Here is a 24,096-nt window from a genome sequence, read left to right as displayed (position 1 = left end):
AACGCACTCTAGCTGTGTAGTTTCTACCGCCTTTATTTGGTTAAGCCAAACTCTTTAACAATAGACACACACTGCTACCTACGGACGCTTTACACCCAATCATTCCGGATAACGCTTGCATCCTCCGTATTACCGCGGCTGCTGGCACGGAGTTAGCCGATGCTGATTCCTCAGGTACCTTCACTTGCTTATTCCCTGAGAAAAGAGGTTTACAACCCAAGAGCCTTCCTCCCTCACGCGGTATTGCTCCGTCAGGCTTTCGCCCATTGCGGAAAATTCCCCACTGCTGCCTCCCGTAGGAGTCTGGACCGTGTCTCAGTTCCAGTGTGGCTGATCATCCTCTCAGACCAGCTACTGATCGTCGCCTTGGTAGTCCCTTACACCACCAACTAGCTAATCAGACGCGAGCTCATCTCCAGGCAGTTAACCTTTCACCTCTCGGCACATCCGGTATTAGCCACCGTTTCCAGTGGTTGTCCCGAACCTAGAGCCAGATTCTCACGCGTTACTCACCCGTCCGCCACTTGCCCCCGAAAGGACTCGTTCGACTTGCATGTGTTAAGCATACCGCCAGCGTTCATCCTGAGCCAGGATCAAACTCTCCGTTTTGTTTCACTATAAACAAAAACAAATCTCGTTTGTTTAGCTCTATCTACGGCTTCTTTTTTGACCTCAGCCTTGGTCTATTCTCTTGATTGACGTAGGCTATCTAGTATATAATTCTTTCAAACTATAAAGTTTTCATGGTTCGGATGCCCTCGAAGCCTCGCTTTGCAGCGCTTTGCTCGTTTGGCACTTTCCTATACTACCTACCCTCTCCCTCTTTGTCAACTACTTTGGAAAAAAAATTTTGCAATACCCTAAAACCCCTCTCTCTCTTCTACTTCAGCCTTAAATTCTCTAAACTGATTTCACGTTCCTAATGTTCTCACACACTCTAATTACTCCCTCTCACTTGCTCTTCATATTCCTTTATCACCTATTCATTCCTTCTGTAACTGTAAATTCATAGTTGATGCAAATTAGAGAAGTGTCTCAATCACGGAACTAAATCACATTATTTTAAAATAGCGTCGGCTTTTTGAGTACAAAATGAATATGGTAAGTTCAACTGCTGTACTACCTCCATTTATCGTGCTGGATCAACTTCTCCAAAACTCCTTATTAGAAGATATCGGTAGGGGCGATCGCACAACTCAATCTCTTTTGAGTGAAAATACAATTATGGGACAAGCCCATTGGATAGCTAAAGCGCCTGGGGTGATTGCTGGTCTACCAATAGCGGCGAGAGTTTTTCAGCTTTTAAATGAGAAGGTTGAGTTTGCTACACACGTAGCTGAAGGTGAATACTGTCAGCAAGGACAAGTAATCGCACAGATGCATGGAGCTTTAGATGCACTGTTGATGGGGGAACGAGTAGCACTGAATTTAGCGATGCGTTTAAGTGGAATTGCTACACTAACTCGTCAATATACAGCGAAAATCTCAGATTTACCTACTAAATTTGTGGATACGCGCAAAACTACACCAGGTTTAAGAATTTTGGAAAAGTATGCAACTCAAGTAGGAGGGGCAATTAATCATCGTATGGGATTGGATGATGCAGTAATGATCAAAGATAACCATATTGCAGCAGCTGGAGGAATAAAAGAAGCTATTTTTCAGATTCGAGAACGTATACCTTATCCATTGATGATTGAAGTAGAAACAGAAACTTTGGAACAGGTGCAAGAGGCCTTACATCATAAAGCTGATATTATTATGTTGGACAATATGCCTCTAGATATGATGCGAGAGGCGGTGCAAATAATTCGTTTAGAAAATAGTAGGGTCAAAATAGAGGGTTCTGGTAATATTACCTTAGAAACTATTCGTGCTGTAGCACAGACAGGTGTAGACTATATTTCTAGTAGTGCGCCAATTACGCAGTCAAAGTGGTTGGATTTGAGCATGAAGATTCAGTGATGTAGTTGGCAAAGAACTTACTACATTTATCAATGGAAAAGACTAGCCATCCAAATTATATTTCCAGTTGTATATCTAAAAAATAGAATTAATTTAGGTAATTTCACAAGTCATACTAGAGATGATCTAAAATCTATCTTGAGATGATTTGATGTCCAAGCGATCGCAAGTAAGCTGCAAGACAAGGTATTGTTTTACTTGCTAGCTTTTATGATAGATATTTATATTATTGACCTGTTGATTATTGGTCTGTTGCTGCTATTTGTAACTCTAGGTTCAGGTTGGATTGCACGTTTACCTCTATCTTTTGCTCTGATTTATCTGGTGGTTGGTATTCTTCTGGGCCCTTACGGATTTGGACTGATTCAACTACGCCGTGATGATATTTTTAACGCTGAAATACTAGAACGTTTAACTGAATTTGTAGTAATTATTTCTGTTTTTAGTTGTGGTTTAAAAATTGTTCGTCCCATCACTTGGAAATCTTGGAATCTTACAACACGCTTAATTGTATTATTAATGCCAATTTCCATTTTTGGGCTAGCGGTTGTAGGAAAATATTTTTTAGGAATGAATTGGGGAGAAGCAATTTTATTAGGAGCAATTCTTGCACCTACTGACCCAGTGTTAGCTTCCGAAGTTCAGCTAACTGATACACGTGATCAAGATGAATTACGTTTTGGGTTAACTTCCGAAGGTGGTTTAAATGATGCTTTAGCTTTTCCTTTTGTTTACTTTGGATTATATGCTTTAAAAGATAGCAATTGGAATAATTGGTTGAAATTCTGGATTAGTGTTGATGTCATCTGGGCGATCGCTGCTGGTATTATTATGGGGTTTCTTGTTGCGAAAGCAGTAGTCTGGATTGATAAAAAAGTTCAAAAGCATCGTCGTCCAGATGAATTAATGGAAGATTTTATTGCTATTAGTACTATTTTATTAACTTATTCATTAACAGAAATAGTTAATGGTTATGGTTTTTTAGCAGTATTTGTAGCAGGACTAGTTATCCAGCGCAGTTACAATAATACAGATAAAACTTTAGCACAATTGGAATTTATAGAAAGATTAGAAAAACTTCTAGAAGTAGGAACGATTTTATTACTAGGTTCGATATTATTATTTAAGCCCATACTCAATTATTCTACCCAATCTTTATTAGTGATATTTTTACTATTCTTTATCATCAGACCTTTAGGAGTATGGTTGAGTACAATTGGTCATCGTTCACCGTCTATGCGTCGCCGTTTTTTACATCCAGGAAGTCGTTGGTTAATTGGTTGGTTTGGGATTCGCGGTGTTGGTTCTTTATATTATCTTGCTTATGCTTTTAGTAAGGGTTTAGAAGGTCAAATTGGTGAAAAAATTTCGTGGATTACTTACACTACTATTGTTGTTTCTGTAATCGTTCATGGCGTTAGCGCCACTCCTTTGATGAATCTGTATGAGCGCCATATTCAGGAAAGCAAGCAAGTTACTCCACCTTCAACAATTGATGAATTTGAGTAATTTTTATTTCATAAAATTCAATACCTAATTCTAGGATCTATATAGGCATTTAAAATATCAATCAAAATGCTTGCACCCACAACAATCGCCCCGAAAAATACCATAATTCCTTGGACTGTGGGATAATCCCGCTCGGAAATCCCTTGGTATAATCTATTTGCTAATCCTGGCCAAGAAAATGTGACTTCAGTCAAAATTGCTCCACCTAACAAAGAAGCAAAAGTTAATCCTAAGACAGTAATCACTGGTATCAAAGCATTTTTAAAAGCATGAGAAAGTAAAATTGTATTCTCAGGAATACCTCTAGCTCTAGCAGCTTCCACATAATCTGCTTGCATAGTTTGCTTTAAATTGACACGTACAATTCGCTCAAAAATTCCACTGAGTAAAATTCCCAAAGTACAACAAGGAAGAATCAGATATTGCACAGCAGTAAAAAATTGCGCGAAGTTACCTTTTAAAAGACTATCAATACTATACAAACCTGTAATATTATCTGGTGCGGGAAGAGTTGCAGGATAGCGTGTTCCTAAAGGTAATATATCTAATTGGACAGCAAAAATTAACTGTAAGATCATTCCTGCCCAAAATATAGGGAGTGCATAGGTAATTATTCCAAATAATCTTCCTCCTACATCCAAAGGTGTACCAGGACGAGAAGCAGAAATCATACCAACTACAATACCAACAATCAGAGCGATCGCAATACTATATATTGCTAATTCTGCTGTAGCTGGGAAATATTGCCAAATAATATCCCAAACTTGTTGTCCACGACTGGAAATAGATTTGCCCATATCAAGGCGCACTAAATCGCCTACATACTTGAAGTACTGTAACCACAAAGGTAAATTTAAACCTAACTGTTTTCGCATTTCTTCTTTAACACTTTCTGGCGCCCGCGCACCCAAAATTGCATCAACCGGATCTCCAGGTGTTGCTCTGAGTAAAAGAAACACAATTGTGATAATTGTCAACAGTTGAAGCGGAGCTAATAATAAACGAGTAGTTATGTAATATGTTAAAGCTTTAGAACGGGACATAATAATTTTGCTAATAGGTAATGGGTAATTGTAATGTTCCAAGTATGAAAGTACAATAGCTTGGGAGTAAACAACTATGAGATTCTATAGGCATTTAGCTACTGTTGGACTAACAATAGCTACATTAATAGCGATCGCATTTATTCATACATTTGCTTTGGCACTCCCAGAACACGAAGTTGATGCAATTGCGTCCCAGACTACTGTATTAATTGCACCAGCCTTACAAGAAGGGGATATCAAAGCACGCAGGGAGTGGGATACCGGTTCTGGGGTGGTTGTAGCACGCAAAGGTAAAACTTATTACGCACTCACAGCACTTCATCTTGTGCAAACTAAAGGATTTTATGGAGTACGCACGAGTGACGGAAAAGTACACTTAGTAGAACATAACGAAGACAATTCCAGCATTCAACCTTTAACCAGGGAACAGGGGGAACTAACAACAAAAGTTAAAGGTTTTGATTTAGCGCTAGTTAAATTTGAAAGTGAACACAACTATCCTGTTGCTTCTTTGGGAAATTCAGAGAAACTTAGAAGTAAAGATGTATTATATGTTTCTGGTTGGCCTGTACCCCAAAATCAAACTCCTCGCCGAGAAAGGATTACAGAAGTCACATCATTAAATCAAATTAACTCTCAACCTCATTCTGAAGGCGACTACAGTTTAGCTTACAACCTTCAAACCCGTCAGGGTATGGATGGAGGTCCAGTATTTAGTCCAGATGGGCAAGTTGTTGCTATTCACCAAAGCAATAGCTCAAATGAACATGGATATTGTCTTGAGCCAAAACTGAGCGGGAATAATAGTTGTGGTTTGCAAATAAGTCATATATTACAAGCGATCGAAGCAGAGGACATACGCTTAAGCTTTGATCGTAGCCCGATAGATCCAAAACTAATTACGCGAGGAATAGAAAACAAATCAAAATCAGATGTAATTCCAGATGTTTACAAGTTATTTACCTTTGATTTAGATGCAATGTTGAGAAATAAGCCTTCTTTAGGATGTGGCAGTCTATTATTAGGGGATAAATGTCCAAGCCAACCGATGTAAAAGTCAAAAAACAACATCCTGGACAAGTTTTATGAAGAAAATTAACAAAATCGAATGTTTTTCCTAAAATAATAGTAATAGTTCTGAATTCATACTCAAATAAGAATTATGCTGATTATATTTAGGATGAAATGAACATGAAATTCAGTTTATTTGTCCAAGTCCTAAGTGCAATAGCAATCACACTAAGTTCTACTGCAATTAATGTTCAACCCAGTTCTGCTCAAAGAACTAAGTTTTTCTGTGGGATGAGCAGAGGTAATCCAGCAACAATAGTTAACACTAATAAAGGAAATAAACCCATAATTAGCTGGGTTGATACGGCTTTCCCACCACCTTGGACACCTTGGCAACGTTGTGAAGCAATATCTGATCGATTCAATCGGTTTTATGAAAACGGCACGCTGAAGTTTATCAGAGCAGGGGAACTTAAGCGTCAACCTGTGTTATGTGTTGCTAGTTACAGTGGTGGTCCTTGTTTACCTGATGGAGTATTAGTCACTCTTAAACCAGGAACAAGCCCTCAGCTTGTTCTATCTCGATTGCTGAATAAATCGGTTGGTGGTGGTGGCAGAATTATTGAACTGACAGATAACAACAATAACATGATTTCTAATGTCGATAATGCCTCCTATCTTGATGTAAACAAGCTGATTGATGAGGAAAACAAATTAGGAGAATGCTCATCTGAACAACCAATGTGGGAATGTTGAGAAAATCGTACAGGTAAACCAACATGGATTGGCGCTTATTTATTACGGTTGCCTGTATTGGGGGTTTATCAATTTTGTTACCAGTATTAGCACCACTAAGTTCTAAAGTTATAGTTGAACAACCCTCAAGTCAAACTTCGACAAAAGAACTACAGCATTTAGCTCAGTCTATTACAGTCAAGGTACTTGCGGGAGGCTTTTTAGGTTCTGGGATTCTGATCCAAGAACAAGGTTCTGTTTATACAGTGGTGACTAATGCTCACGTACTGATTTCGGGAGATCCTCCCTATAGAATTCAAACACCCGATGGTCGTGTGTATAAAGCTAAACTTCCCAATCAGGCACAAAAATTGGATGCTACTTCTTTGAAAAGTAAAGATTTAGCGGCTTTACAGTTTTATAGTCCTAATACCAAATATGTTGTAGCATCCCTTGGCTCGGCATCAGATTTAAGTGTGGGGAATCAAGTTTTTGCCGCCGGCTTTCCATTTAATGTTGAGGGAACCCAGGATATAGGTTTTGTTTTCAAAACAGGTAAAGTTTCCTGGGTCTTAGACAAAGCCTTAGAAGGTGGCTATCGTATTGGCTATACCAATGATATTCAAAAAGGTATGAGTGGAGGACCTTTACTAAATCAGCAAGGAAAGGTAGTAGCTATTAATGGTATACATGCAGAACCACTTTGGGGTGAGCCTTATACTTATCAAGATGGAACCGAGCCAGAAGCATCCCTACGAAAACGAATGAGTAAATATAGCTGGGGTATTCCGATTGAAACTTTTGTGGAATTAGTGTCAGCATCTTTTAGAGATTGTAACTCCAGATTTTCATTCACGTACAAATGCGATCGCAAGCTAGTGTAAAAGCAGCAGAGGGTTCTAAGCTGTTAGTTTGCTCAAAAGTTTTAGTTAGATATAGCAGATTCTCAAAGATGAAGTGTTCTTATGCTCTCCCAGCAGTGCTATTTGGTGCAGCAGTCGTTGTAATACAGCCTCAACTCACCGTAGCATTATCTTCCAAGCAAGTCAGCGATATTGCTAAACAATTTACCGTTCGCATAGATGGAGAAGGTATTGGCTCTGGGATAATTTTTGAACGCAAAGGGAATAGATATTTTGTTCTCACTAATCGCCATGTTATTTACAGAGATGGGAGATATGAAATTCTCGCCCCAGATGGCGATCGCTATCCAGTTTACTATAGCCAAGAATTGCCCGGTTTGGATTTGGCAGTATTAGAGTTCATCAGTCAAAAAGATTACAGCACTGCCAAGTTTGGTAACTCTGATCAGTTAACAGAGGGAATAACTGTTTATGCGGTAGGTTGGGCTAAGATACCAGGTTTGGATCAACCCAGTTATCAGTTTACTAAGGGAGACATTCGCAGTCGTTTGCAAAAACCAGACGAAGGTTATGCCCTAGTTTATGACAACGAGGCAATACCAGGGATGAGTGGTGGTCCTTTACTCGATGAAAATGGTTTAGTAGTGGGTATTAATGGGCGAGCCACGACTCCTGAAGGTTCCACAGGAACTGTTTTGCGATTGGGAATTCCTATCAATATATTTGTAGCTGCCAAAGACAATTTGAGAACGCCAGCAATAACTCAACAACCAACTACCCAAGAACCAACTACTACTCAACAATCAACTAACACCCAACAACCAACTAACACTCAACAATCAACTAACACCCAACAACCAACTAACACTCAACAATCAACTAACACCCAACAACCAACCAGAACTGTAACGCGAACTGGCAAACAACAACCAAATGCCGAAAGTTTGATCAGCTTAGGCGGAGCGAAAGCTCAAAAAGGAGACTATCGAGGAGCTATTGCTGCCTATGAACAAGCTTTACAGATAAATCCGAGTCATCCTGATGCTTACTTTCAAAGAGCTGTCGCTTACTATGATCTCAAGAATTATCAAGCAGCATTTGAGGATTTAAATCAAGTAGTTCGCCTAACTCCCAATAGTCCTGTTGCTTACATGAATCGGGGTTTAACTCAGGATCTCCTGCAAAAAAATCAGGAAGCCATTAAAGATTACAGTAAAGCTATTAGCCTAAATTCTAATTATGCAGCAGCTTATTTAAACCGAGGAGCTATCAAAAATGAACTCCAAGACTATCAAGGAGGACTATCTGATTTAAATCAAGCAATTAATCTCAAAGCTGACTATGCTCTTGCTTACTTAAATCGGGGTGATTCCTATATTGGTCTCAAAGATTATAAAAGAGCGATCGCTGATTTAGACCAGGCTATTAAACTGCAACCTAATAATGCTCTTGCTTACTCCAGACGGGGTTTTGCCTATAGACAACTCCAAGAGTATAAAAAAGCAGCTTTGGATTATAACATGGCGATCGGCATCCAACCAGACCTCGGCTCTGCTTATTTTGGCAGAGCTTTTGTCCGTCGCAGATTGCAAGATCAGCAAGGCGCCCTTGCTGATTACAGTAAGATCATTAGTATTAGTCCAAAATTTGCAGAAGCTTACTACAATCGTGGTCTAATTTATCGTGATTTAGGAGATAATCAAAAAGCAATTATAGATTTTCAAAAAGCAGCCAATCTATATCAACAACAAAGAAAAAGCGAATATTACCAAGACGCTCTTCAAAGAATTAGAGAACTACAAACTCAAAAGGCAGTTAAAATATAAAATACAAAAATATCCTGAGTTTAATAAATAATAAATATTAAGTCTTTGGACAAAAATCAAGTTATGGGCAGAGGTAAAGGAACAGGAAACAGAGAAAGTTTAAGTACTAATATTAAATCAATTATTTTTGCAAATAATTAATAAATTGTTAACGAATGAATCATTGTTTGGGCTATGTCTAAATATTGCTCATATTCACTTTCTTCTGCTGTATAAGTAATTATATAGACTTGATTATTTTTTAAAGTCCAAATAGCCATTCTTTTAATATTATATCCTTCTTCTTTACCACTATAAATAACTTCATGAGCGGGCAAATTTGATAATTTAGTAGGATGGGAATCATGAATTCTAGCATTAGTCAAAAATTGGACTATTTCATTAACAGATAAATTAGTGTATTCCACTAAAGAAGTTGGCTCTTTCAAAGTTTCAACATTGATATTTACTTCTGCTCTAGTTTTTTTGGTGCTACCTATTGAGCGCGGCCAAAATTTAACTACATCTCCGGTAAATGGATCTCCTATTTGTTGAATATTCCAAGGTTGAGGATATTTTATCCTAATGCTATAGCTAGGATTCTCATAAATAGAGAATTTTGTATCTACTGATGAATATTGCTTTTGTGGATTGAATATTTGGATGATTTGTGGAGTTGTCAACACTATTATGAATAAAATGCTAGCAAGTAGAACGACTGGAACTGCAAATTTTTTGGATAGTCTCCACTTTTGAGTACTCTTGATATCTGTAATTGCTTGTAAGACTTCACTTGCAGATTGGTAGCGATCGCGGAAGTCATAGCTTACCATTCTGTCTAAAATATCTATTAGATGAGGTTTAATATGTTTAATGTTTATCAGACCTCGCCAAAAAATTCTACTACTATTCGGATCTCTTGGTAGATGTTCAGGCAAAATACCTGTAATAGCTTGGATAGCAATTAACCCTACAGCATAAATATCACTGTTAAATTTTGGTTGACCACTATTTTGTTCATGCGGCATATAACCAGGAGTACCAATAGCAATTGTTTTTCCTTGCAAGTTGGCAGCTAAGGCACTGATTTGTTTTACTGCTCCAAAATCAATTAAAACTAACTTACCATCGGTAGTGCGTCTGATTAAATTTGCAGGTTTAATATCCCGATGAATTACATTTTGTTGATGGACATATTTGAGTATATTTAATAAATCTTCTAAAAAATTTATTAACTCTTCTTCACTCCATTTTCTATCTGTTTTTAGTTCTAAGCTAATAACATTACCTTCTATATATTCCTGAACTAAATAAAAATCTTCATTTTCCTGAAAATGAGCTAAAAGCCTGGGTATTTGATCATGGTTACCTAATTGGTAAAGAACTTGCGCTTCTTGCTCAAATAAACGTCTAGCCGTCTGTAAAAGAAACGGCTCGGTAGACTTGGGCTTGAGCCGCTTGACAACGCAATAAGGATTACCGGGTAAATCCTTATCTTTAGCCAGATAAGTCTCAGCAAACCATCCTTTTCCTAATTGTTTGATGATTTCGTAGCGCCCTCGGAGGGTTGTTCCTAACATTCATTTAATCCAGCGTTACACATTTTCTGGTTTAAAAAGAGGGGATAGGGAGCGAATAAAAGTCATTTTTATGCTTGGTTGTGGAACTCTCCTATAAATTATTAGCTTGCTAAAGAGTTGGTTCAGCTTTTACGCATCATTAATTTGCTAGTTTGGGCATACAGCGGAGACGGTTATTTTCTCAACTAGGTAATATTCAAGTTAAATATGCTATCGCCGCTCAATTCTGATATATTACCTAATTTAGCAGAAGCTTGGAAATTATTAGAGGTGAAAACATCACTTAGAGCAACTGCCAAGATTACTGACACCAGCCCTTTCAAGGTGGAGCAAAATTCTCAACAATCAACTCCTCTGTAAGCTCTTATCTCTGTGTTCTCTGTGCCTCTGCGGTTAAATAAATAACTTTTAAACCGCAGAGAACGCAGAGAGCGCAGAGAGGAAAAAAGAGATTTTATGAGTCACCTTGAAAGGGCTAGATTACTGACACCAGTTTAAGCGATCGGAACTGGAGGACAAACTAGAATGTTCTATGGGGTTTGGCAGCTATAGAGAAATTTTAGAGTCACCCTCAATAGGAATTTCATGCAGAAGTCAAATATCAAACAATTAATTTTTATAAAAAACTTCTTATTTATACATTAATTTTACTAAAGCCATCTTGTATAGAAAGATATCAACGATGTATAGTCATCCATAATCAACTCAGTTAACTTTCTGTTAAAAGTTCCCTATTAAGAGTTCCCAGTCTTCATGAGTAAGTCCATAACTCAAACTGGGATCCTATATATCAAATTCAATAATTAGCTGTTATTAACAGGACAGATATCGCTTGTTAATGGAGATTGAACAAATCTTTACCATTAACTCGGTAACTCTTACTTGATTGAAAAGGTAAGAGTTAATTTTTCATGACTTTTTTGAGTGTGAGAGTTTAATAGCATGATAGGAAAAAAATATTTGCTCGTAAATGGTGCTTCCGCAATTGTATTGTTTCTATCAATAACTGCGGCAGAAGCTATTGAGCAGCCGATAATCGAAGAACAGATACTACAATCTACTAATACAAATGTAGCTCAGTTAAGTAAAAAAGAATTACTTCCGTTAAAGAAAAAAATAAACACAAACTCTCTTGATTGGCTGGAACAAAATACTACTCTGCAATCAGATTTAAATTTTGATGTAGAACCATCAATAAATTGGGTAAGTGATATTTCCCAGCAAAAAGATGACGACAATACCTCAAGGAATAGCATTGAACAAGTAACATCCGTGTCTCAATTATCGGATGTGCGACCTACTGATTGGGCTTTTCAAGCATTGCAATCTCTCGTAGAACGATATGGCGTAATAGCTGGTTATCCAGACGGCACCTTTCGGGGAAATCGTCCGATGACCCGCTATGAATTTGCTGCGGGATTAAATGCAGCCTTGGACAAGATTAATGAACTTACTGTTGCTGGGACAGAAGATAAAGTTCGTAAAGAGGATTTAGTAACACTGCAAAAACTACAACAAGAATTTGCTGCTGAATTAACTTCTTTACGAGGTCGTGTTGATAATTTGGAAGCTCATACAGCAGAAATAGCAGCCAATCAATTTTCGACAACTACAGTACTTGGAGGAGAAGTAATTTTTGCAGTGTCATCTGGTTTTGGGGGTGATCCACCAGGAGGATGTAGAATCTTCTCTGATGATCGGGGGTACTTTTTCGACACATTAACTGCTAGAAGAGGTCCTGGAGACCGTAATAATGATAATGAAGTTGATTGTGGAAATAGAAAAGAAGCATCAAGGAATACCGTATTCTCCCACCTAGTACGCCTCGGATTACAGACTTCGTTTACAGGTAAAGACGTTTTAAGAACTTATCTAACTACTGGTGATTTTGATGATGGTGGTTTTACAAATCCTCAGTCACTTAATACCTACATGGCTCGATTTTCTCACCAAGCAGGATTAAATAATCAGGTTTTCTTAGACTTACTGGAATATCGATTTCCTGCTTTTAATGACAAAGTAGTATTCTCTGTGATTCCCTTTGGGTTTGAGTTAAGCAGTGTACTTAGCGCGAATTCTCCCTACTTTGATACTGGCAGAGGTTCAATTTCCCGTTTTGGACAACTCAATCCAATTTTAAGAATAGGCGGACCAATGGATGCTGGGGTAGGTTTTGATTGGACAATTGCCGATCCTCTCAGACTACAAGTTGCTTACGGTACTAGAAATAGTAGTGACTCTGAGCAAGGATTTCTCAGCGCAGACCATAGCACCCTTGGTGTACAGTTAGTAGTTAAACCGACTGAAAGGATTCTGACAGGTATATCTTATGTAAATGCCTATTCCAGTGATGGGACTTTAGGAACATATACTGGTAGCGTGAACGCTGAAACTGGTGGTTTGTGGTCTGGTTCATCAATTCCCAGTGATGAATTTAATAGTCCAGGAGTTCCTGAAGAACAACAACTGAATGCTCCATCTGGCTTTGGTCCGTGTTGTGGTAATTATATTGGAGATTTACCAGCACAAATTAATGCTGTTGGTGGTAGCTTTCAATGGCGCGTAACAGATCAACTCACTTTGGGAGCATGGGGAGGTTACATGTTCACCAATTTCTTGGAAGCGCTTCCTAATGATAGTGTATTGGGTGACTCTGCTGGCAAAAAACCTTATGGTACTTCTGCTACATACTTATTTTCTCTAGGAATTTCAGATCCATTTGGTAGGGAAGGCGATTTATTTGGTTTTCTATTTGGAATGCCACCAAAATTAGTGTCTGCGGGTCCTGAAACAGACGGTACGCCAGTACCATTTTTTGAACAAGTAGTCAGAGAAGAAGAAACTACTGCGGTAACAGATAATAACGATAACCTCAACACTAATTCCGAATTTACCACTGATGGACGACCAAACCGACCAACATTACCTAAAAAAGTAGGAGTTAAAGATAAAGCGACTTCTCTGCACTTTGAAGTTTTTTACCGCTTCAGAGTAAGTGATAATGTCTGGATTACACCTGGCTTTTTCGTTGTCACAAACCCAGGACATATTGCTGATAACGATACAATTTTTGTTGGTACTCTCCGCACTACCTTCCGCTTTTAGAGCATGTTTTTGACAATCCCACGCGCTTATATCCGTGGGATTGTTGTTGCATCTAGCCAACTTATTTTTTGAGATTCTTATATATCAAAATTTGAGTAGGGTCTAGTTGGACACCACTCATACCAGTTTGAGCGAAGATATAATCTTTACTTTGCCATAAAGGAATGTAAGGTATATCTCGCGCCAATATATTTTGAATTTCTGCAAATATTTGCTTACGTGCTTCAGGGTTTTGTTCTTGTCGTTGTTTGTCAATCAGTTGATTCATCTGAGGATTATAGTAAAAAGAACCCTGAGATTGACTTCCCCCATTTTCACATCCCTTTTCTAGTGAACCTTTATCACAAGATAAAAATGGTTGAATATAATTATCTGCGTCCAAAAAATCAGGATACCAATCGAGTAAAAATGTTGGATATAAACCTTTAGCAATATTTTTAAAAGCAGTGGTAGATTCTACAGTATTTATTTCAAATTGCAGTAGACCATCCATTGTTTTTTTCGCAAGAGCTTTGATGACTATTGCTGCTAAACTTCGAGTTGGAGAACCAGAAGGATACCAAAGTTCGACTTTGGCTGGATTATCTTTGGAAAAGCCTGCTTTGATTAGCAACTCTTTAGCTTTTTGGATATTTCCATCACCATATTGCTCTTGAAAAACAGGTTGATAATCATTGAATGATTTTGGGATCAAACTATAAAGTGCTTCTGCTTGGTCGTACAATACTCGTTTATACATTAATGGACGATTCACCATTGCTGCGATCGCACTTCTAACTGCTGGGTTGTCTACTGGCTTTTGATTACGGTTGACAGCAAGATAACTGACTACATTACCTTCATTAGGAATCGCTTGCCAAACGCCTTTTTTTGCACTCGCTTCCAAGCTCCGAACTTGATCTGGGTCCATACTTAAACCAGCTACATCCACAGCTTTTTTTCGGAAAGCGTTATATAAATTCACACCACTGCTAAAAATTTGGACATTAATACCTTGATTTAAGGGTTTTTTCCCCCAATATTTGTCAAATACATCAAACTGTAATGAATCAGGACCAAATTTTGTTAATTTATAAGGTCCAGTACCAACAAAAATATTTGGGTTAAATTTTCCTTCGCCAATTTCATAAGCTTTTGGCGATACCGGACAAACACCAGCAAACGCCAGCAAAGATGGGAATGCTGCAAATGGCTTTTTCAGTTTGATTGTTAATTCATATTCGCTTGTAGCTTTGGCTGACTCTACAATATCTCCTAGCAAAAAAGCAGGTTTACCCTTGTTTTCAACAAAGCGACGTATAGTAAAAGCCATTGCTTCTGCATTAAAAGGAGTTCCATCATGAAATACTACTCCTTGACGTAGAGGGATAGTATACGTCAAACCATCTGGACTCACTTTCGGGAAAGCAGTAGCTAGCTGTGGTTTAATTTCCGTGTTTCCTGGTTCATAAGTGTAGAGGCGATCGCTTATGTTGTATATCAATGATAGTGAAGCCAATTCATAGGCATCAGATGGATCAAGAGTACGCGGTTTTAGTGTTGTACCAACAGTAATCCGACCATTACCAGATACTAATGTGTTTGTTTGGGGGCTATTACCACAACCTACAACTAACAATAAACACAGACAAACAGCCAGCACTTGTGTTACCTGCACCCATTGTCTAGCAGACAAAAAAGACCAGTTCATGACATGAAATTTTGAAATTAGTGGTTCGTTATTTTACTACATAATGTCAAAAAAGTTTTATTAATAATTGATATTTTGAGAAATTTGACTCAGTATCTTAATAATTTTTGGTTTATTTAGAAACTTATTTTTGAATTCAGCTAATTTATTTTTAAAGTTGTTAAAAATACATACAAATTAATAAAAATTAATTTTGAAAAATGTTTAGTTTAATTAAAGTTACAAAATAACAGAAGCTAGTCGTAAATTCGGATTTGATAGAAGAAGAGGTTTGTTAGGTCTTAGTAAACAGCTTGATCGTGCATTTTCCAGGTGTAAAACATTGAGGAGGAAGCAAGAAAATAAGCAGTAGAGAGGGAATAGGGACGGAGAACTAACTTTTTTCGATGCTCTATACTCAATTGATCTCTATTTATAATCTTCGTCCCTCTTCATAGTCCCCACTCTGTTTGTGATCCCATAGCTATAATGTACAAATCTCATTTGATACAGAGATAAATGAGGTTTTCACGGTATTGCTAGCAATTAATTCTAGAGAATCTAACAGCGAGACTAAAAGAGTGAAGTACTTCTTTTTATCTGAAGGATGGACAGTTGGCAGAGTTTGGGCATCTGAAGGACTTTGGCAAATAACCGCATGGCGACGCCAACCAGATATTCAGCGTATGAATATTTGTTTATTAGAACAAGGCGAAGTAATGTGGCTTTATCGAGTAGAGGATGCCATTATCACCGTAGAAGTAAAGCCAGCGATCACACCACAAACCAGTAGATCTACTCAAGCGATCGGTCAAGTCATACTAAAGCGGTTAATGAGTGCTGAACAAGTTATAGAGCGCTTGGAGACTGCCTCAGCTAGGTGTCAGCTACAAAATATAGAATCAATGGTGCAGTAAAGATTAAGAATTAAAAATCAGGGGTTGATTGGTTGGTAGTTGGTCGTTGATTTTTTGTAACAAAAACGAAATAAAAGACAACAGCCTACTACTAACCACTATCTACCGACTAGTAACTAAGCTTAAGTGCCTTTATACCCTTGCAAACAGCTCCATCAATAGTTACACTTTTTTAAACATTCTCATTTTTACTGAGCGATCGCGACCTCGGAGTCAAACACTCTGAAAGTCTTGTCTGTCGCTCAAGTAACCACGCTGTCTGACTTTTAAGACCAAGCTGTGGAAAATTCAAGCTCTGGCAATAAAAAAACACAGAAAAATTGTTTTGTAAACAAACTCATCGAGGAGGAGCGTAGTCGATGGGACTACCTTGGTACCGAGTACACACAGTCGTTCTGAATGATCCAGGACGACTGATTTCTGTACACTTGATGCACACAGCCTTGGTGGCCGGCTGGGCTGGTTCTATGGCTTTATACGAACTGGCTATCTATGATCCCAGTGACCCAGTTCTCAACCCCATGTGGCGTCAAGGTATGTTCGTGCTGCCCTTCATGGCACGCTTGGGTGTTGTAGGCTCTTGGGGTGGTTGGAACGTTACTGGCGCAACCAACTACGACCCCGGTTTTTGGTCATTTGAAGGCGTAGCCGCCGCTCATATTGTTCTATCTGGTCTATTATTCCTAGCTGCTGTTTGGCACTGGGTTTTTTGGGACTTGGAACTATTCCAAGACCCCCGCACTGGTGAACCTGCTCTTGACTTGCCAAAAATGTTTGGCATTCACTTGTTCTTATCTGGTCTTCTATGTTTCGGTTTTGGTGCTTTCCACCTCACTGGACTTTGGGGACCGGGAATGTGGGTGTCTGACGCCTACGGCTTAACTGGTCACATAGCACCAGTCGCACCAGAGTGGGGGCCGGATGGGTTTAACCCATTCAACCCTGGTGGTGTCGTAGCTCACCACATCGCCGCAGGCGTTGTCGGCATTATTGCTGGTTTATTCCACCTGACAGTAAGACCACCGGAAAGGCTCTACAAAGCCCTACGGATGGGTAACATTGAAACCGTACTTTCTAGCAGTATTGCTGCTGTATTCTTTGCTGCTTTTGTCGTTGCTGGTACCATGTGGTACGGTAGCGCCACCACTCCAATCGAATTGTTTGGTCCTACCCGCTATCAGTGGGATCAAAGCTACTTTAAGCAAGAAATTCAGCGTCGCGTACAGACAAGTATTGCTTCTGGCGAGACCCCTTCAGAAGCATGGTCACAAATTCCTGAAAAATTGGCATTCTACGATTATGTCGGCAATAGCCCCGCCAAAGGTGGTCTATTCCGTACAGGTCCTATGGTGAAAGGTGATGGTATAGCTCAATCTTGGGTTGGTCATCCTGTATTCACAGATGCCGAAGGACGGGAATTAGAAGTACGTCGTTTGCCTAACTTCTTTGAAACCTTCCCGGTAATTCTGACCGATAAAGATGGTATTGTCCGTGCTGACATTCCTTTCCGTCGAGCAGAATCTCAGAACAGCTTTGAGCAAAGTGGTGTGAAAGTTGCCTTCTATGGTGGTGACTTAAATGGTCAAAGCTTTACAAGTCCCGCAGAAGTTAAGAAGTGGGCGCGTAAAGCTCAAGGTGGTGAAGTATTTGACTTCGATAGGGAAACTTTAAACTCTGATGGTGTATTCCGCACCAGTCCTAGAGGTTGGTTTACCTTTGGACACGCCTGCTTTGCGTTGTTGTTCTTCTTTGGTCATATCTGGCACGGTTCTCGGACAATTTACCGAGACGTGTTTGCCGGTGTTGACCCAGACTTGGAAGAACAAGTCGAGTTTGGTGTATTTGCGAAAGTGGGTGACTTGTCCACTCGTAAGAAAGAAGCTGTCTAAAGCTTAAAAGATTGGGGATTAGGAAATAACCTAATCCCTGAACTTGGTATAATATTAGGTACTGCCGTGGGACACACGGTGGCTGCTTGCAGAGGGTAAAGTCAATTGACTCCCGGTGAAGCAAGAATCTCATTGAAGCATAATGCTTAGTGAGAATGTCAAAATTTCCAGATATGCAGGGGCTTGTGATATGGAAAGCGTGGCATATATCTTAATTTTGACTTTGGCAATTGGAACTCTTTTCTTTGCGATCGCATTCCGCGAACCTCCTCGCATTGAGAAGAAAGAAGATTAATTTTGTGTTGCCAAATTTTTGATATTGTTTCTTAGAAATAAATAGCCGCAGTTTACATATTTCAGTGACTGCGGCTATTTATTGCAAAACTTACGGTTAAAAGGATAAAAGGATTGAAACTCCTTATAATAAAAAAGACTGATTTTTTGATATAATTTACTATCTGTGAACTAATGTGCGCGAAGTCAGCTTTTGTGCGCTAGGATGATTTAGGGATGTAGGTGTAGACATCCTGTGTCACGCTTGCACATACATCGCGCTTGTGGCAAAACCATTACGGAGACGAACAACCAGGAAACAATCAGCATGGTCAATCAGAAAACAACTGCTATTACCGAGATTGGGTTTACTCACGAAGAATTCGCTGCTTTACTGGACAAATACGATTATCATTTTAGCCCTGGTGATATTGTACCCGGTACGGTTTTCAGTATAGAGCCACGCGGCGCTCTGATTGACATAGGTGCTAAAACCGCGGCATACATACCGATACAAGAAATGTCTATTAACCGGGTAGATAGCCCGGAGGAAGTCTTACAATCAAACGAAACACGGGAATTTTATATACTTAGCGATGAAAATGAAGAGGGGCAATTAACTCTTTCTATTCGTCGTATAGAGTACATGCGAGCCTGGGAGCGAGTACGGCAGTTACAAGCAGAAGATGCTACTGTTCGTTCTGGCGTATTTGCTACTAACCGGGGTGGAGCTTTAGTTAGAATCGAAGGATTACGAGGATTTATTCCCGGTTCTCACATTAGCACCCGCAAACCGAAAGAAGATTTAGTCGGTGAAGAACTACCATTGAAGTTCTTAGAGGTAGACGAAGAACGTAACCGCTTGGTTCTATCTCATCGTCGAGCTTTGGTTGAGCGTAAGATGAATCGCCTCGAAGTCGGTGAGGTAGTAATCGGTACTGTACGCGGTATTAAGCCTTATGGTGCCTTTATTGATATTGGTGGCGTCAGCGGCCTATTGCATATTTCCGAAATCTCCCACGAACATATTGACACACCTCACAGCGTGTTCAATGTCAATGATGAAGTGAAAGTGATGATCATTGACTTGGATGCAGAACGGGGCCGGATATCCTTGTCTACAAAGCAATTGGAACCCGAACCAGGTGATATGATTAAGAACCGCGATTTGGTTTACGATAAAGCAGAAGAAATGGCTGCTAAATATCGTGAACAATTATTAGCTAAACAGCAAGGTAATGCTGCTGTGCCTGCTGAAGCCAGCGAAACTGCTGTAGCTGTAGTTGAAGAAGAAATTCCATCTGCAACTGAAGAAGTTGAAGAAGAAATACCAGTAGCTATTGAAGAGTAATTTATTTCTCGTTGCCGTTATTGGCAACTATATTAATAATAAAGATAAGATTTTACAGACAAGGAGGGAAAATAAATCCCTCTTTTTTTGTATTAGTTGTAGAGACGCGATATATCGCGTCTACAGGATTTAAGTGTCAATTGATTTGTCTTATCCGAGCAGTATTGCTTTCTGTCTTTGTGTCTATTTAGTAAAAAATAATTTTTGAAACACTAAGACAGTAAAAAACCAAAAAATTTTCATTTTCTCGATTTACACCTAAAAAGCGCTGGTTCTACAAACAACCAAAACAATAATAAACAACAATGAGGAGGAGTCTGTTGGTAACGATTAAGTGTAGAGATGTGATATTTTCTAATATCCAAGCTATTTTATTTGATAAAAATGGTACTCTTGAAGACTCAGAAGTATTCTTGCGATCGCTCGCTCAAAAAGCAGCAAGAATCATAGATGCACAAATTCCTGGAATCGGGGAACCATTGTTAATGGCGTTTGGCGTTAATGGTGATGTTCTTGACCCAGCAGGGTTGGTATCAGTAGCAAGTCGTCGAGAAACAGAAATAGCCACCGCAGCATATATCGCCGAAACTGGACGCGGGTGGTTTGAATCATTAAAAATCGCACGCCAAGCATTAGCAGACGCCGAAAAATACGTTGGTGCAACTCCCTCACCTTTATTTGTTGGTAGTTTAGAAATTCTTCAGAAATTATCAGAAGCAGGATTAAAACTTGGTATTCTCTCAGCTGCAACAACTGCTGAAGTCCAAGAATTTGTCAAAACTCATCAATTAAGTAATTATATCCACCTAAAAATGGGAGTGGATGAAGGGCCAAGTAAACCAGATCCAGTTTTATTTTTACAAGCTTGTGCAGAATTGGGAGTAGAACCCAGTTCTACACTGATGGTAGGAGATTCGGCGGGTGATATGCAAATGGCGCGTAACGCTAAAGCAGTTGGTTGTATTGGTATAACTTGGATTAATAAACCAGAAAATGTCCCAGGTGCGGATGTGGTAATTAATCAACTTGATGAGATTCAAATTTTATGATTTATTTATGGGGTTTGTTTTTTCATGATTTTGCGTAAGTCCTATTATTGTTGAAATGGAACTAACTATTAATTAATTGTGCTGCCAATTCTATTGCTTCTGTTGCTGTATAAATTTTACCTTCAATTTGGGCGATCGCTATTTCTGTGAGTAATTTACCTACGAGTGGCGAAGGAGGAATGTTTAGTGCTAGCATGATGTCCTTCCCATTTACTAACGGAATGGGATGAGCCACCAGATCATTAGGGTTAAGATAGCGATTCATCAAAGGTGCGATCGCTTCTACTGACTGACCGTGTGTTACGGATAAGACTGCTGTAGATATAAATACAGACCCCGCTTCCTGAAATAAAAAATACTGTTCTCGCAAAGACATCAGGGGATCTCCTAACTGTGGGAACAGTCTCAGAGCGGTGGTAACGGCTTTAATTTCGGCGCGACTGTAAGTAAGTTCTTGCAGTTCTATTTCTGCTATTTCTGGGTTTAGGTTAACTAAACAACCAAGTTTAGCAATACCCAACCAAGTAGTTTTAACTGTATCACGCACAAAATTTTGTAGTTCTTCACCTAGTTGTGGCCAAAAATGCGTGAGTTGATCTGCTGCTGTGTCAACTGTCAATAGTTTCTGAAAGTTTTCCTGTTGAGCATTTTTGAAAAAAGGCGTCAGTAAACCATCTTCCCCAGCGCTAATTAACCAAGCACTACCCTGAGAACTTGGCAACATATAGCTTAATTCTACCCGGACTCGTTCGGCGGCGACTCTTGTGATTTGGGATGCGAAAGCGCGAATAGTTTCTTGTGTTTCTGATTCTATAGTGAAGTTAAGTTGGGAAGCTTGACGATAAGCCCGTAGTAAGCGTAGGGGATCATCTTCCAGGTTGCTTGGTGATACCATTTTTAACAAATGCTTTTTTATATCTGCACAACCTTGTAAAGGATCAATAATTTCTTGGGTGTGAGGGTTGTAGGCGATCGCATTAATTGTAAAGTCTCGTCTGTGTAAATCAACTTCCAGACTCACTCCTTCTTGTTGAGCAAAGTCAGCAGTAGCATCAGGAAATACCACACGAGCAATTTGTCTTTCTGGGTCGAGTAGCACAAAACCAGCTTTGTAATGCTTGGAAATTCTGTGAGCTACTGTTACAGCATTTGTCGGTAAAACAAAATCTAAATCTAAATATTCGCGAGTTCTTCCCAAAATAGCATCTCTAACAGCACCACCCACCACATAAGCTGGTTGCGGTAAAAATTCTCTGCTAAAGGGCCAATTTTCGGGAGCTAAGGTTAAAAGTGCAGAACTATTTATTGTCATGTAATCAAAATAAACCCAGAAGTTAACTAAATTCTGCGGAATTCCCTACCGTCTACACGGTGGGGATGGATAAGCTGTTCCATATCTAATTTTCCAGATTTTTTATGCTTGGTAGTGGAATTTTTTCATTGGGACTACCTTAAAAGTGAGGGGATGAAATCCGACACGTATGCGCTAGCATTGGATTAATCTAGCATACAGGGTCACTGACTCAACCCTAAAGGGATCACTCGTGTCGCTTCCCTCTCAGCGGCTCAAGCCACTGAGTTTCCCGCATACCGAGAGGTTTTATGAAAAACTCCAAAAAAACAAACGTGTTGCTAGAGCAAAGTAGCCGTACAGCTTTTAAGCCGAGGCGGGTAAGAATGTTTGAACCACTCAAAGCTTGAAAAGGCAAAACAAACATTGCGAAATATGAATTTATCCCATATAGCAATGTCAGTACTTTTCGAGAAGGTTAACACCAACAGAATCCACGTTTTTCAAGTCGTGGAGAGTTCAAAAAGGCTCTGGAGTAGGTTATATTATGTGCGTTTGCGTCAATTGCCATTATGTAGACCGCTGTATCACATACCACGCGGTAGAAACCCAGCACCAACAGCCCCATTTGACTGAAACACCAGATTTTGAGCCAAATGAACCATCTATCAACGTCAACATCCGTCCTAGAGGCGATGTGATTGAAATGGAATGGGATGTGGTAGGATGTCTGAGTTTTAAACGAGAACAGGGTAAGTGGTCAAAGTTGCGTCCTGGCGAGTTAGTACCAACTTGATGAATTATAGTGTCTATAAATTTAAAAATAAAAAAGGGGAAAGGGAAAAGGTAATTTAGGAAAGTGCTTTTTCCCTTTTCTTTTTCATTGAAATGTAACTAAACTTTAACTAACTAATATCTTGTACCTAGCCCTAAATTAAAATTTGGGCTGAAAGCTAAAGTAGGTTAAAAACCAACTGGCTCAGGTTTTAACTAATTTTAACGGGTTTAAGCTTTGATCCGAAAATTTCTATTACGGCTGATTGTAACTGGTACAAGTGTCAGCTAACAAAAGTTAGGCTGACGCTATGCAAGGCAAGATTTGGTTAGCAAAATTAATTTTGTAAGTGCAGCATTAAGTCACTACGGCTTGCCTAATATCTCTAAATACTCACCGGATGCGTAACATAGTGGCAGTAGTTATAACAAAATAATTCGCGCACCACCAGAGGTGAGGTACAGTTCTATTTTAAGGTGAATAAACGTGACTTCCCGCACAACTGAGATTCAAACACTAATAGCAGACATTGACAATTTACTTTCCAACAAGCGCTTTTCCCGGTTTCTGGCCAGTGAAAAGGAGCAACCAAGACAGTTATTAGAAAGGATACGTAACTTTCTGGTTAGCTGTGCAGAAACGGAGGTAAACAGCACTCCATACCAGCAACAGCCAATACCACAGTCATCACCTTTATTAACAAAATTTATTCATCAAAATAATTATTCCGTTGAGACACAGCCAAATCAATCCAGCCAAAACGAAGGTAGTGAGTCTAATCCACTATCTTCACTATTAGCACCATTGCAAGCAGAATTACAAACACTTTTGCAAGAACGAGCAAATCTTGTCCAGGAAATCAAAGAGTTAGAGCAAAGGCGACTACAAAACTTTTCTCTAGCCCAGCAGTTAGCAAACCAAGAACAGCTAATAGCAGATTTTTTGCAAGTGCTGACTAATCGCTTAGGGGGGGATGTACAACCAAAAATTCCCACAAATGCTATCAAAGCAACACAAGAAACTCCACTAGCGCTTGGTGCTGCTGGTTCTTCCACCAGTATTAGTAATGACAATACACAACAACTTGCTTTTTCTGCTTCACCTTTGTTAGAGTCACAGGATCAGTTAGAGCGATTAACACGTCTTGCTAGTGAATTAGATCAAAAGTTACTCGCACTCGATGGAACTGTTAATGTAGTTTTTGAAGCTTTACAACGTAATATTCATACATATCATGAATCTCTTTCTCAAGCTCTGGCAAGA

Annotated in this window: 18 protein-coding genes and 1 other annotated feature; of the genes, 14 read left to right on the top strand and 4 right to left on the bottom strand. The window is 39.2% G+C overall.

Annotation, left to right across the window (positions count from 1 at the left end; genetic code table 11):
* Window positions 1-106: 106 nt before the first annotated feature.
* Window positions 107-601: a sequence feature (16S ribosomal RNA rRNA prediction is too short), on the bottom strand.
* Window positions 602-1,098: 497 nt separating this feature from the next.
* Window positions 1,099-1,965 (top strand): carboxylating nicotinate-nucleotide diphosphorylase, encoded by an 867-nt coding sequence (gene nadC / locus B4U84_RS12890; protein WP_131118932.1) that lies wholly within the window; start codon window positions 1,099-1,101, stop codon window positions 1,963-1,965.
* A gap of 210 nt (window positions 1,966-2,175) precedes the next feature.
* Window positions 2,176-3,474, top strand: a complete 1,299-nt coding sequence (locus tag B4U84_RS12885; RefSeq protein WP_131118331.1) for a cation:proton antiporter — start codon at window positions 2,176-2,178, stop codon at window positions 3,472-3,474.
* Between the two features lie 17 nt (window positions 3,475-3,491).
* On the opposite strand, the gene B4U84_RS12880 is transcribed toward B4U84_RS12885, so the two are convergent.
* Window positions 3,492-4,517, bottom strand: a complete 1,026-nt coding sequence (locus B4U84_RS12880; RefSeq protein WP_131118329.1) for an ABC transporter permease — start codon at window positions 4,515-4,517, stop codon at window positions 3,492-3,494.
* A gap of 76 nt (window positions 4,518-4,593) precedes the next feature.
* Here B4U84_RS12880 and B4U84_RS12875 point away from each other — a divergent pair, with 76 nt between their 5' ends.
* The 4 genes from B4U84_RS12875 to B4U84_RS12860 all read left to right on the top strand — a co-directional run bounded on the left by B4U84_RS12875 (window position 4,594) and on the right by B4U84_RS12860 (window position 8,955).
* Complete coding sequence (locus B4U84_RS12875) at window positions 4,594-5,574, top strand: S1 family peptidase (RefSeq protein WP_131118328.1); 981 nt, start codon at window positions 4,594-4,596, stop codon at window positions 5,572-5,574.
* 137 nt (window positions 5,575-5,711) lie between these two features.
* Window positions 5,712-6,287 carry a COP23 domain-containing protein gene (locus B4U84_RS12870; RefSeq protein WP_131118326.1) on the top strand — a complete coding sequence of 192 codons (576 nt, stop codon included), beginning with the start codon at window positions 5,712-5,714 and terminating at the stop codon, window positions 6,285-6,287.
* A gap of 23 nt (window positions 6,288-6,310) precedes the next feature.
* Window positions 6,311-7,150 carry a S1 family peptidase gene (locus B4U84_RS12865; protein ID WP_017312929.1) on the top strand — a complete coding sequence of 280 codons (840 nt, stop codon included), beginning with the start codon at window positions 6,311-6,313 and terminating at the stop codon, window positions 7,148-7,150.
* A 68-nt stretch (window positions 7,151-7,218) separates the two neighbouring features.
* Complete coding sequence (locus B4U84_RS12860; protein ID WP_131118324.1) at window positions 7,219-8,955, top strand: serine protease; 1,737 nt, start codon at window positions 7,219-7,221, stop codon at window positions 8,953-8,955.
* Window positions 8,956-9,092: 137 nt separating this feature from the next.
* On the opposite strand, the gene B4U84_RS12855 is transcribed toward B4U84_RS12860, so the two are convergent.
* Entirely contained in the window at window positions 9,093-10,514 is a 1,422-nt protein-coding gene (locus tag B4U84_RS12855; protein WP_017312931.1) for a serine/threonine-protein kinase, read from the bottom strand.
* Between the two features lie 207 nt (window positions 10,515-10,721).
* Here B4U84_RS12855 and B4U84_RS30590 point away from each other — a divergent pair, with 207 nt between their 5' ends.
* Window positions 10,722-10,874 carry a hypothetical protein gene (locus tag B4U84_RS30590; protein ID WP_165490280.1) on the top strand — a complete coding sequence of 51 codons (153 nt, stop codon included), beginning with the start codon at window positions 10,722-10,724 and terminating at the stop codon, window positions 10,872-10,874.
* Window positions 10,875-11,456: 582 nt separating this feature from the next.
* Entirely contained in the window at window positions 11,457-13,619 is a 2,163-nt protein-coding gene (locus B4U84_RS12850) for an iron uptake porin (protein WP_131118322.1), read from the top strand.
* 61 nt (window positions 13,620-13,680) lie between these two features.
* Here B4U84_RS12850 and B4U84_RS12845 read toward each other — a convergent pair whose 3' ends face one another.
* Entirely contained in the window at window positions 13,681-15,309 is a 1,629-nt protein-coding gene (locus B4U84_RS12845; RefSeq protein ID WP_131118320.1) for an ABC transporter substrate-binding protein, read from the bottom strand.
* A gap of 560 nt (window positions 15,310-15,869) precedes the next feature.
* Between B4U84_RS12845 and B4U84_RS12840 the strand changes: the two genes are divergently transcribed.
* From B4U84_RS12840 to B4U84_RS12820, 5 genes are all read left to right on the top strand, one after another.
* Complete coding sequence (locus B4U84_RS12840; protein ID WP_017312936.1) at window positions 15,870-16,205, top strand: hypothetical protein; 336 nt, start codon at window positions 15,870-15,872, stop codon at window positions 16,203-16,205.
* Window positions 16,206-16,564: 359 nt separating this feature from the next.
* Window positions 16,565-18,094, top strand: coding sequence for a photosystem II chlorophyll-binding protein CP47 (gene psbB, locus B4U84_RS12835; RefSeq protein WP_131118318.1), 1,530 nt, complete (start codon window positions 16,565-16,567; stop codon window positions 18,092-18,094).
* Window positions 18,095-18,284: 190 nt separating this feature from the next.
* Window positions 18,285-18,389 (top strand): photosystem II reaction center protein T, encoded by a 105-nt coding sequence (locus B4U84_RS12830; RefSeq protein WP_009459487.1) that lies wholly within the window; start codon window positions 18,285-18,287, stop codon window positions 18,387-18,389.
* Between the two features lie 306 nt (window positions 18,390-18,695).
* Window positions 18,696-19,718 (top strand): 30S ribosomal protein S1, encoded by a 1,023-nt coding sequence (locus B4U84_RS12825; RefSeq protein WP_017312939.1) that lies wholly within the window; start codon window positions 18,696-18,698, stop codon window positions 19,716-19,718.
* Between the two features lie 320 nt (window positions 19,719-20,038).
* The gene (locus B4U84_RS12820) at window positions 20,039-20,767 is read left to right on the top strand and encodes an HAD family hydrolase (protein ID WP_044446716.1); all 729 of its coding nucleotides are present in this window, start codon (window positions 20,039-20,041) and stop codon (window positions 20,765-20,767) included.
* Window positions 20,768-20,828: 61 nt separating this feature from the next.
* Here B4U84_RS12820 and B4U84_RS12815 read toward each other — a convergent pair whose 3' ends face one another.
* On the bottom strand, window positions 20,829-22,079 hold the full coding sequence (locus tag B4U84_RS12815) for a tRNA nucleotidyltransferase/poly(A) polymerase-related protein (RefSeq protein ID WP_131118317.1): 1,251 nt from the start codon (window positions 22,077-22,079) through the stop codon (window positions 20,829-20,831).
* A gap of 526 nt (window positions 22,080-22,605) precedes the next feature.
* Between B4U84_RS12815 and B4U84_RS12810 the strand changes: the two genes are divergently transcribed.
* Window positions 22,606-22,854: a Ycf34 family protein gene (locus B4U84_RS12810; protein WP_017312942.1), complete on the top strand. Its 249-nt coding sequence runs from the start codon at window positions 22,606-22,608 to the stop codon at window positions 22,852-22,854.
* Window positions 22,855-24,096 lie beyond the last annotated feature (1,242 nt).

The organism is Westiellopsis prolifica IICB1 (genome assembly GCF_004323185.1).
GTDB classification, from domain to species: Bacteria; Cyanobacteriota; Cyanobacteriia; order Cyanobacteriales; family Nostocaceae; genus Pelatocladus; species Pelatocladus prolificus_A.
Note: the sequence above shows the minus strand (reverse complement) of the source record. Positions and strands in the feature narration are given on the sequence as shown.

Excerpts from the sequence above, each read along its gene's own strand:
- nadC (WP_131118932.1), top strand. The coding sequence starts at position 1,099 with ATGGTAAGTTCAACTGCTGTACTACCTCCATTTATCGTGCTGGATCAA.
- B4U84_RS12885 (WP_131118331.1), top strand. The coding sequence starts at position 2,176 with ATGATAGATATTTATATTATTGACCTGTTGATTATTGGTCTGTTGCTG.
- B4U84_RS12880 (WP_131118329.1), bottom strand. The coding sequence starts at position 4,517 with ATGTCCCGTTCTAAAGCTTTAACATATTACATAACTACTCGTTTATTA.
- B4U84_RS12875 (WP_131118328.1), top strand. The coding sequence starts at position 4,594 with ATGAGATTCTATAGGCATTTAGCTACTGTTGGACTAACAATAGCTACA.
- B4U84_RS12870 (WP_131118326.1), top strand. The coding sequence starts at position 5,712 with ATGAAATTCAGTTTATTTGTCCAAGTCCTAAGTGCAATAGCAATCACA.
- B4U84_RS12865 (WP_017312929.1), top strand. The coding sequence starts at position 6,311 with ATGGATTGGCGCTTATTTATTACGGTTGCCTGTATTGGGGGTTTATCA.
- B4U84_RS12860 (WP_131118324.1), top strand. The coding sequence starts at position 7,219 with ATGAAGTGTTCTTATGCTCTCCCAGCAGTGCTATTTGGTGCAGCAGTC.
- B4U84_RS12855 (WP_017312931.1), bottom strand. The coding sequence starts at position 10,514 with ATGTTAGGAACAACCCTCCGAGGGCGCTACGAAATCATCAAACAATTA.
- B4U84_RS30590 (WP_165490280.1), top strand. The coding sequence starts at position 10,722 with ATGCTATCGCCGCTCAATTCTGATATATTACCTAATTTAGCAGAAGCT.
- B4U84_RS12850 (WP_131118322.1), top strand. The coding sequence starts at position 11,457 with ATGATAGGAAAAAAATATTTGCTCGTAAATGGTGCTTCCGCAATTGTA.
- B4U84_RS12845 (WP_131118320.1), bottom strand. The coding sequence starts at position 15,309 with ATGAACTGGTCTTTTTTGTCTGCTAGACAATGGGTGCAGGTAACACAA.
- psbB (WP_131118318.1), top strand. The coding sequence starts at position 16,565 with ATGGGACTACCTTGGTACCGAGTACACACAGTCGTTCTGAATGATCCA.
- B4U84_RS12830 (WP_009459487.1), top strand. The coding sequence starts at position 18,285 with ATGGAAAGCGTGGCATATATCTTAATTTTGACTTTGGCAATTGGAACT.
- B4U84_RS12825 (WP_017312939.1), top strand. The coding sequence starts at position 18,696 with ATGGTCAATCAGAAAACAACTGCTATTACCGAGATTGGGTTTACTCAC.
- B4U84_RS12815 (WP_131118317.1), bottom strand. The coding sequence starts at position 22,079 with ATGACAATAAATAGTTCTGCACTTTTAACCTTAGCTCCCGAAAATTGG.
- B4U84_RS12810 (WP_017312942.1), top strand. The coding sequence starts at position 22,606 with ATGTGCGTTTGCGTCAATTGCCATTATGTAGACCGCTGTATCACATAC.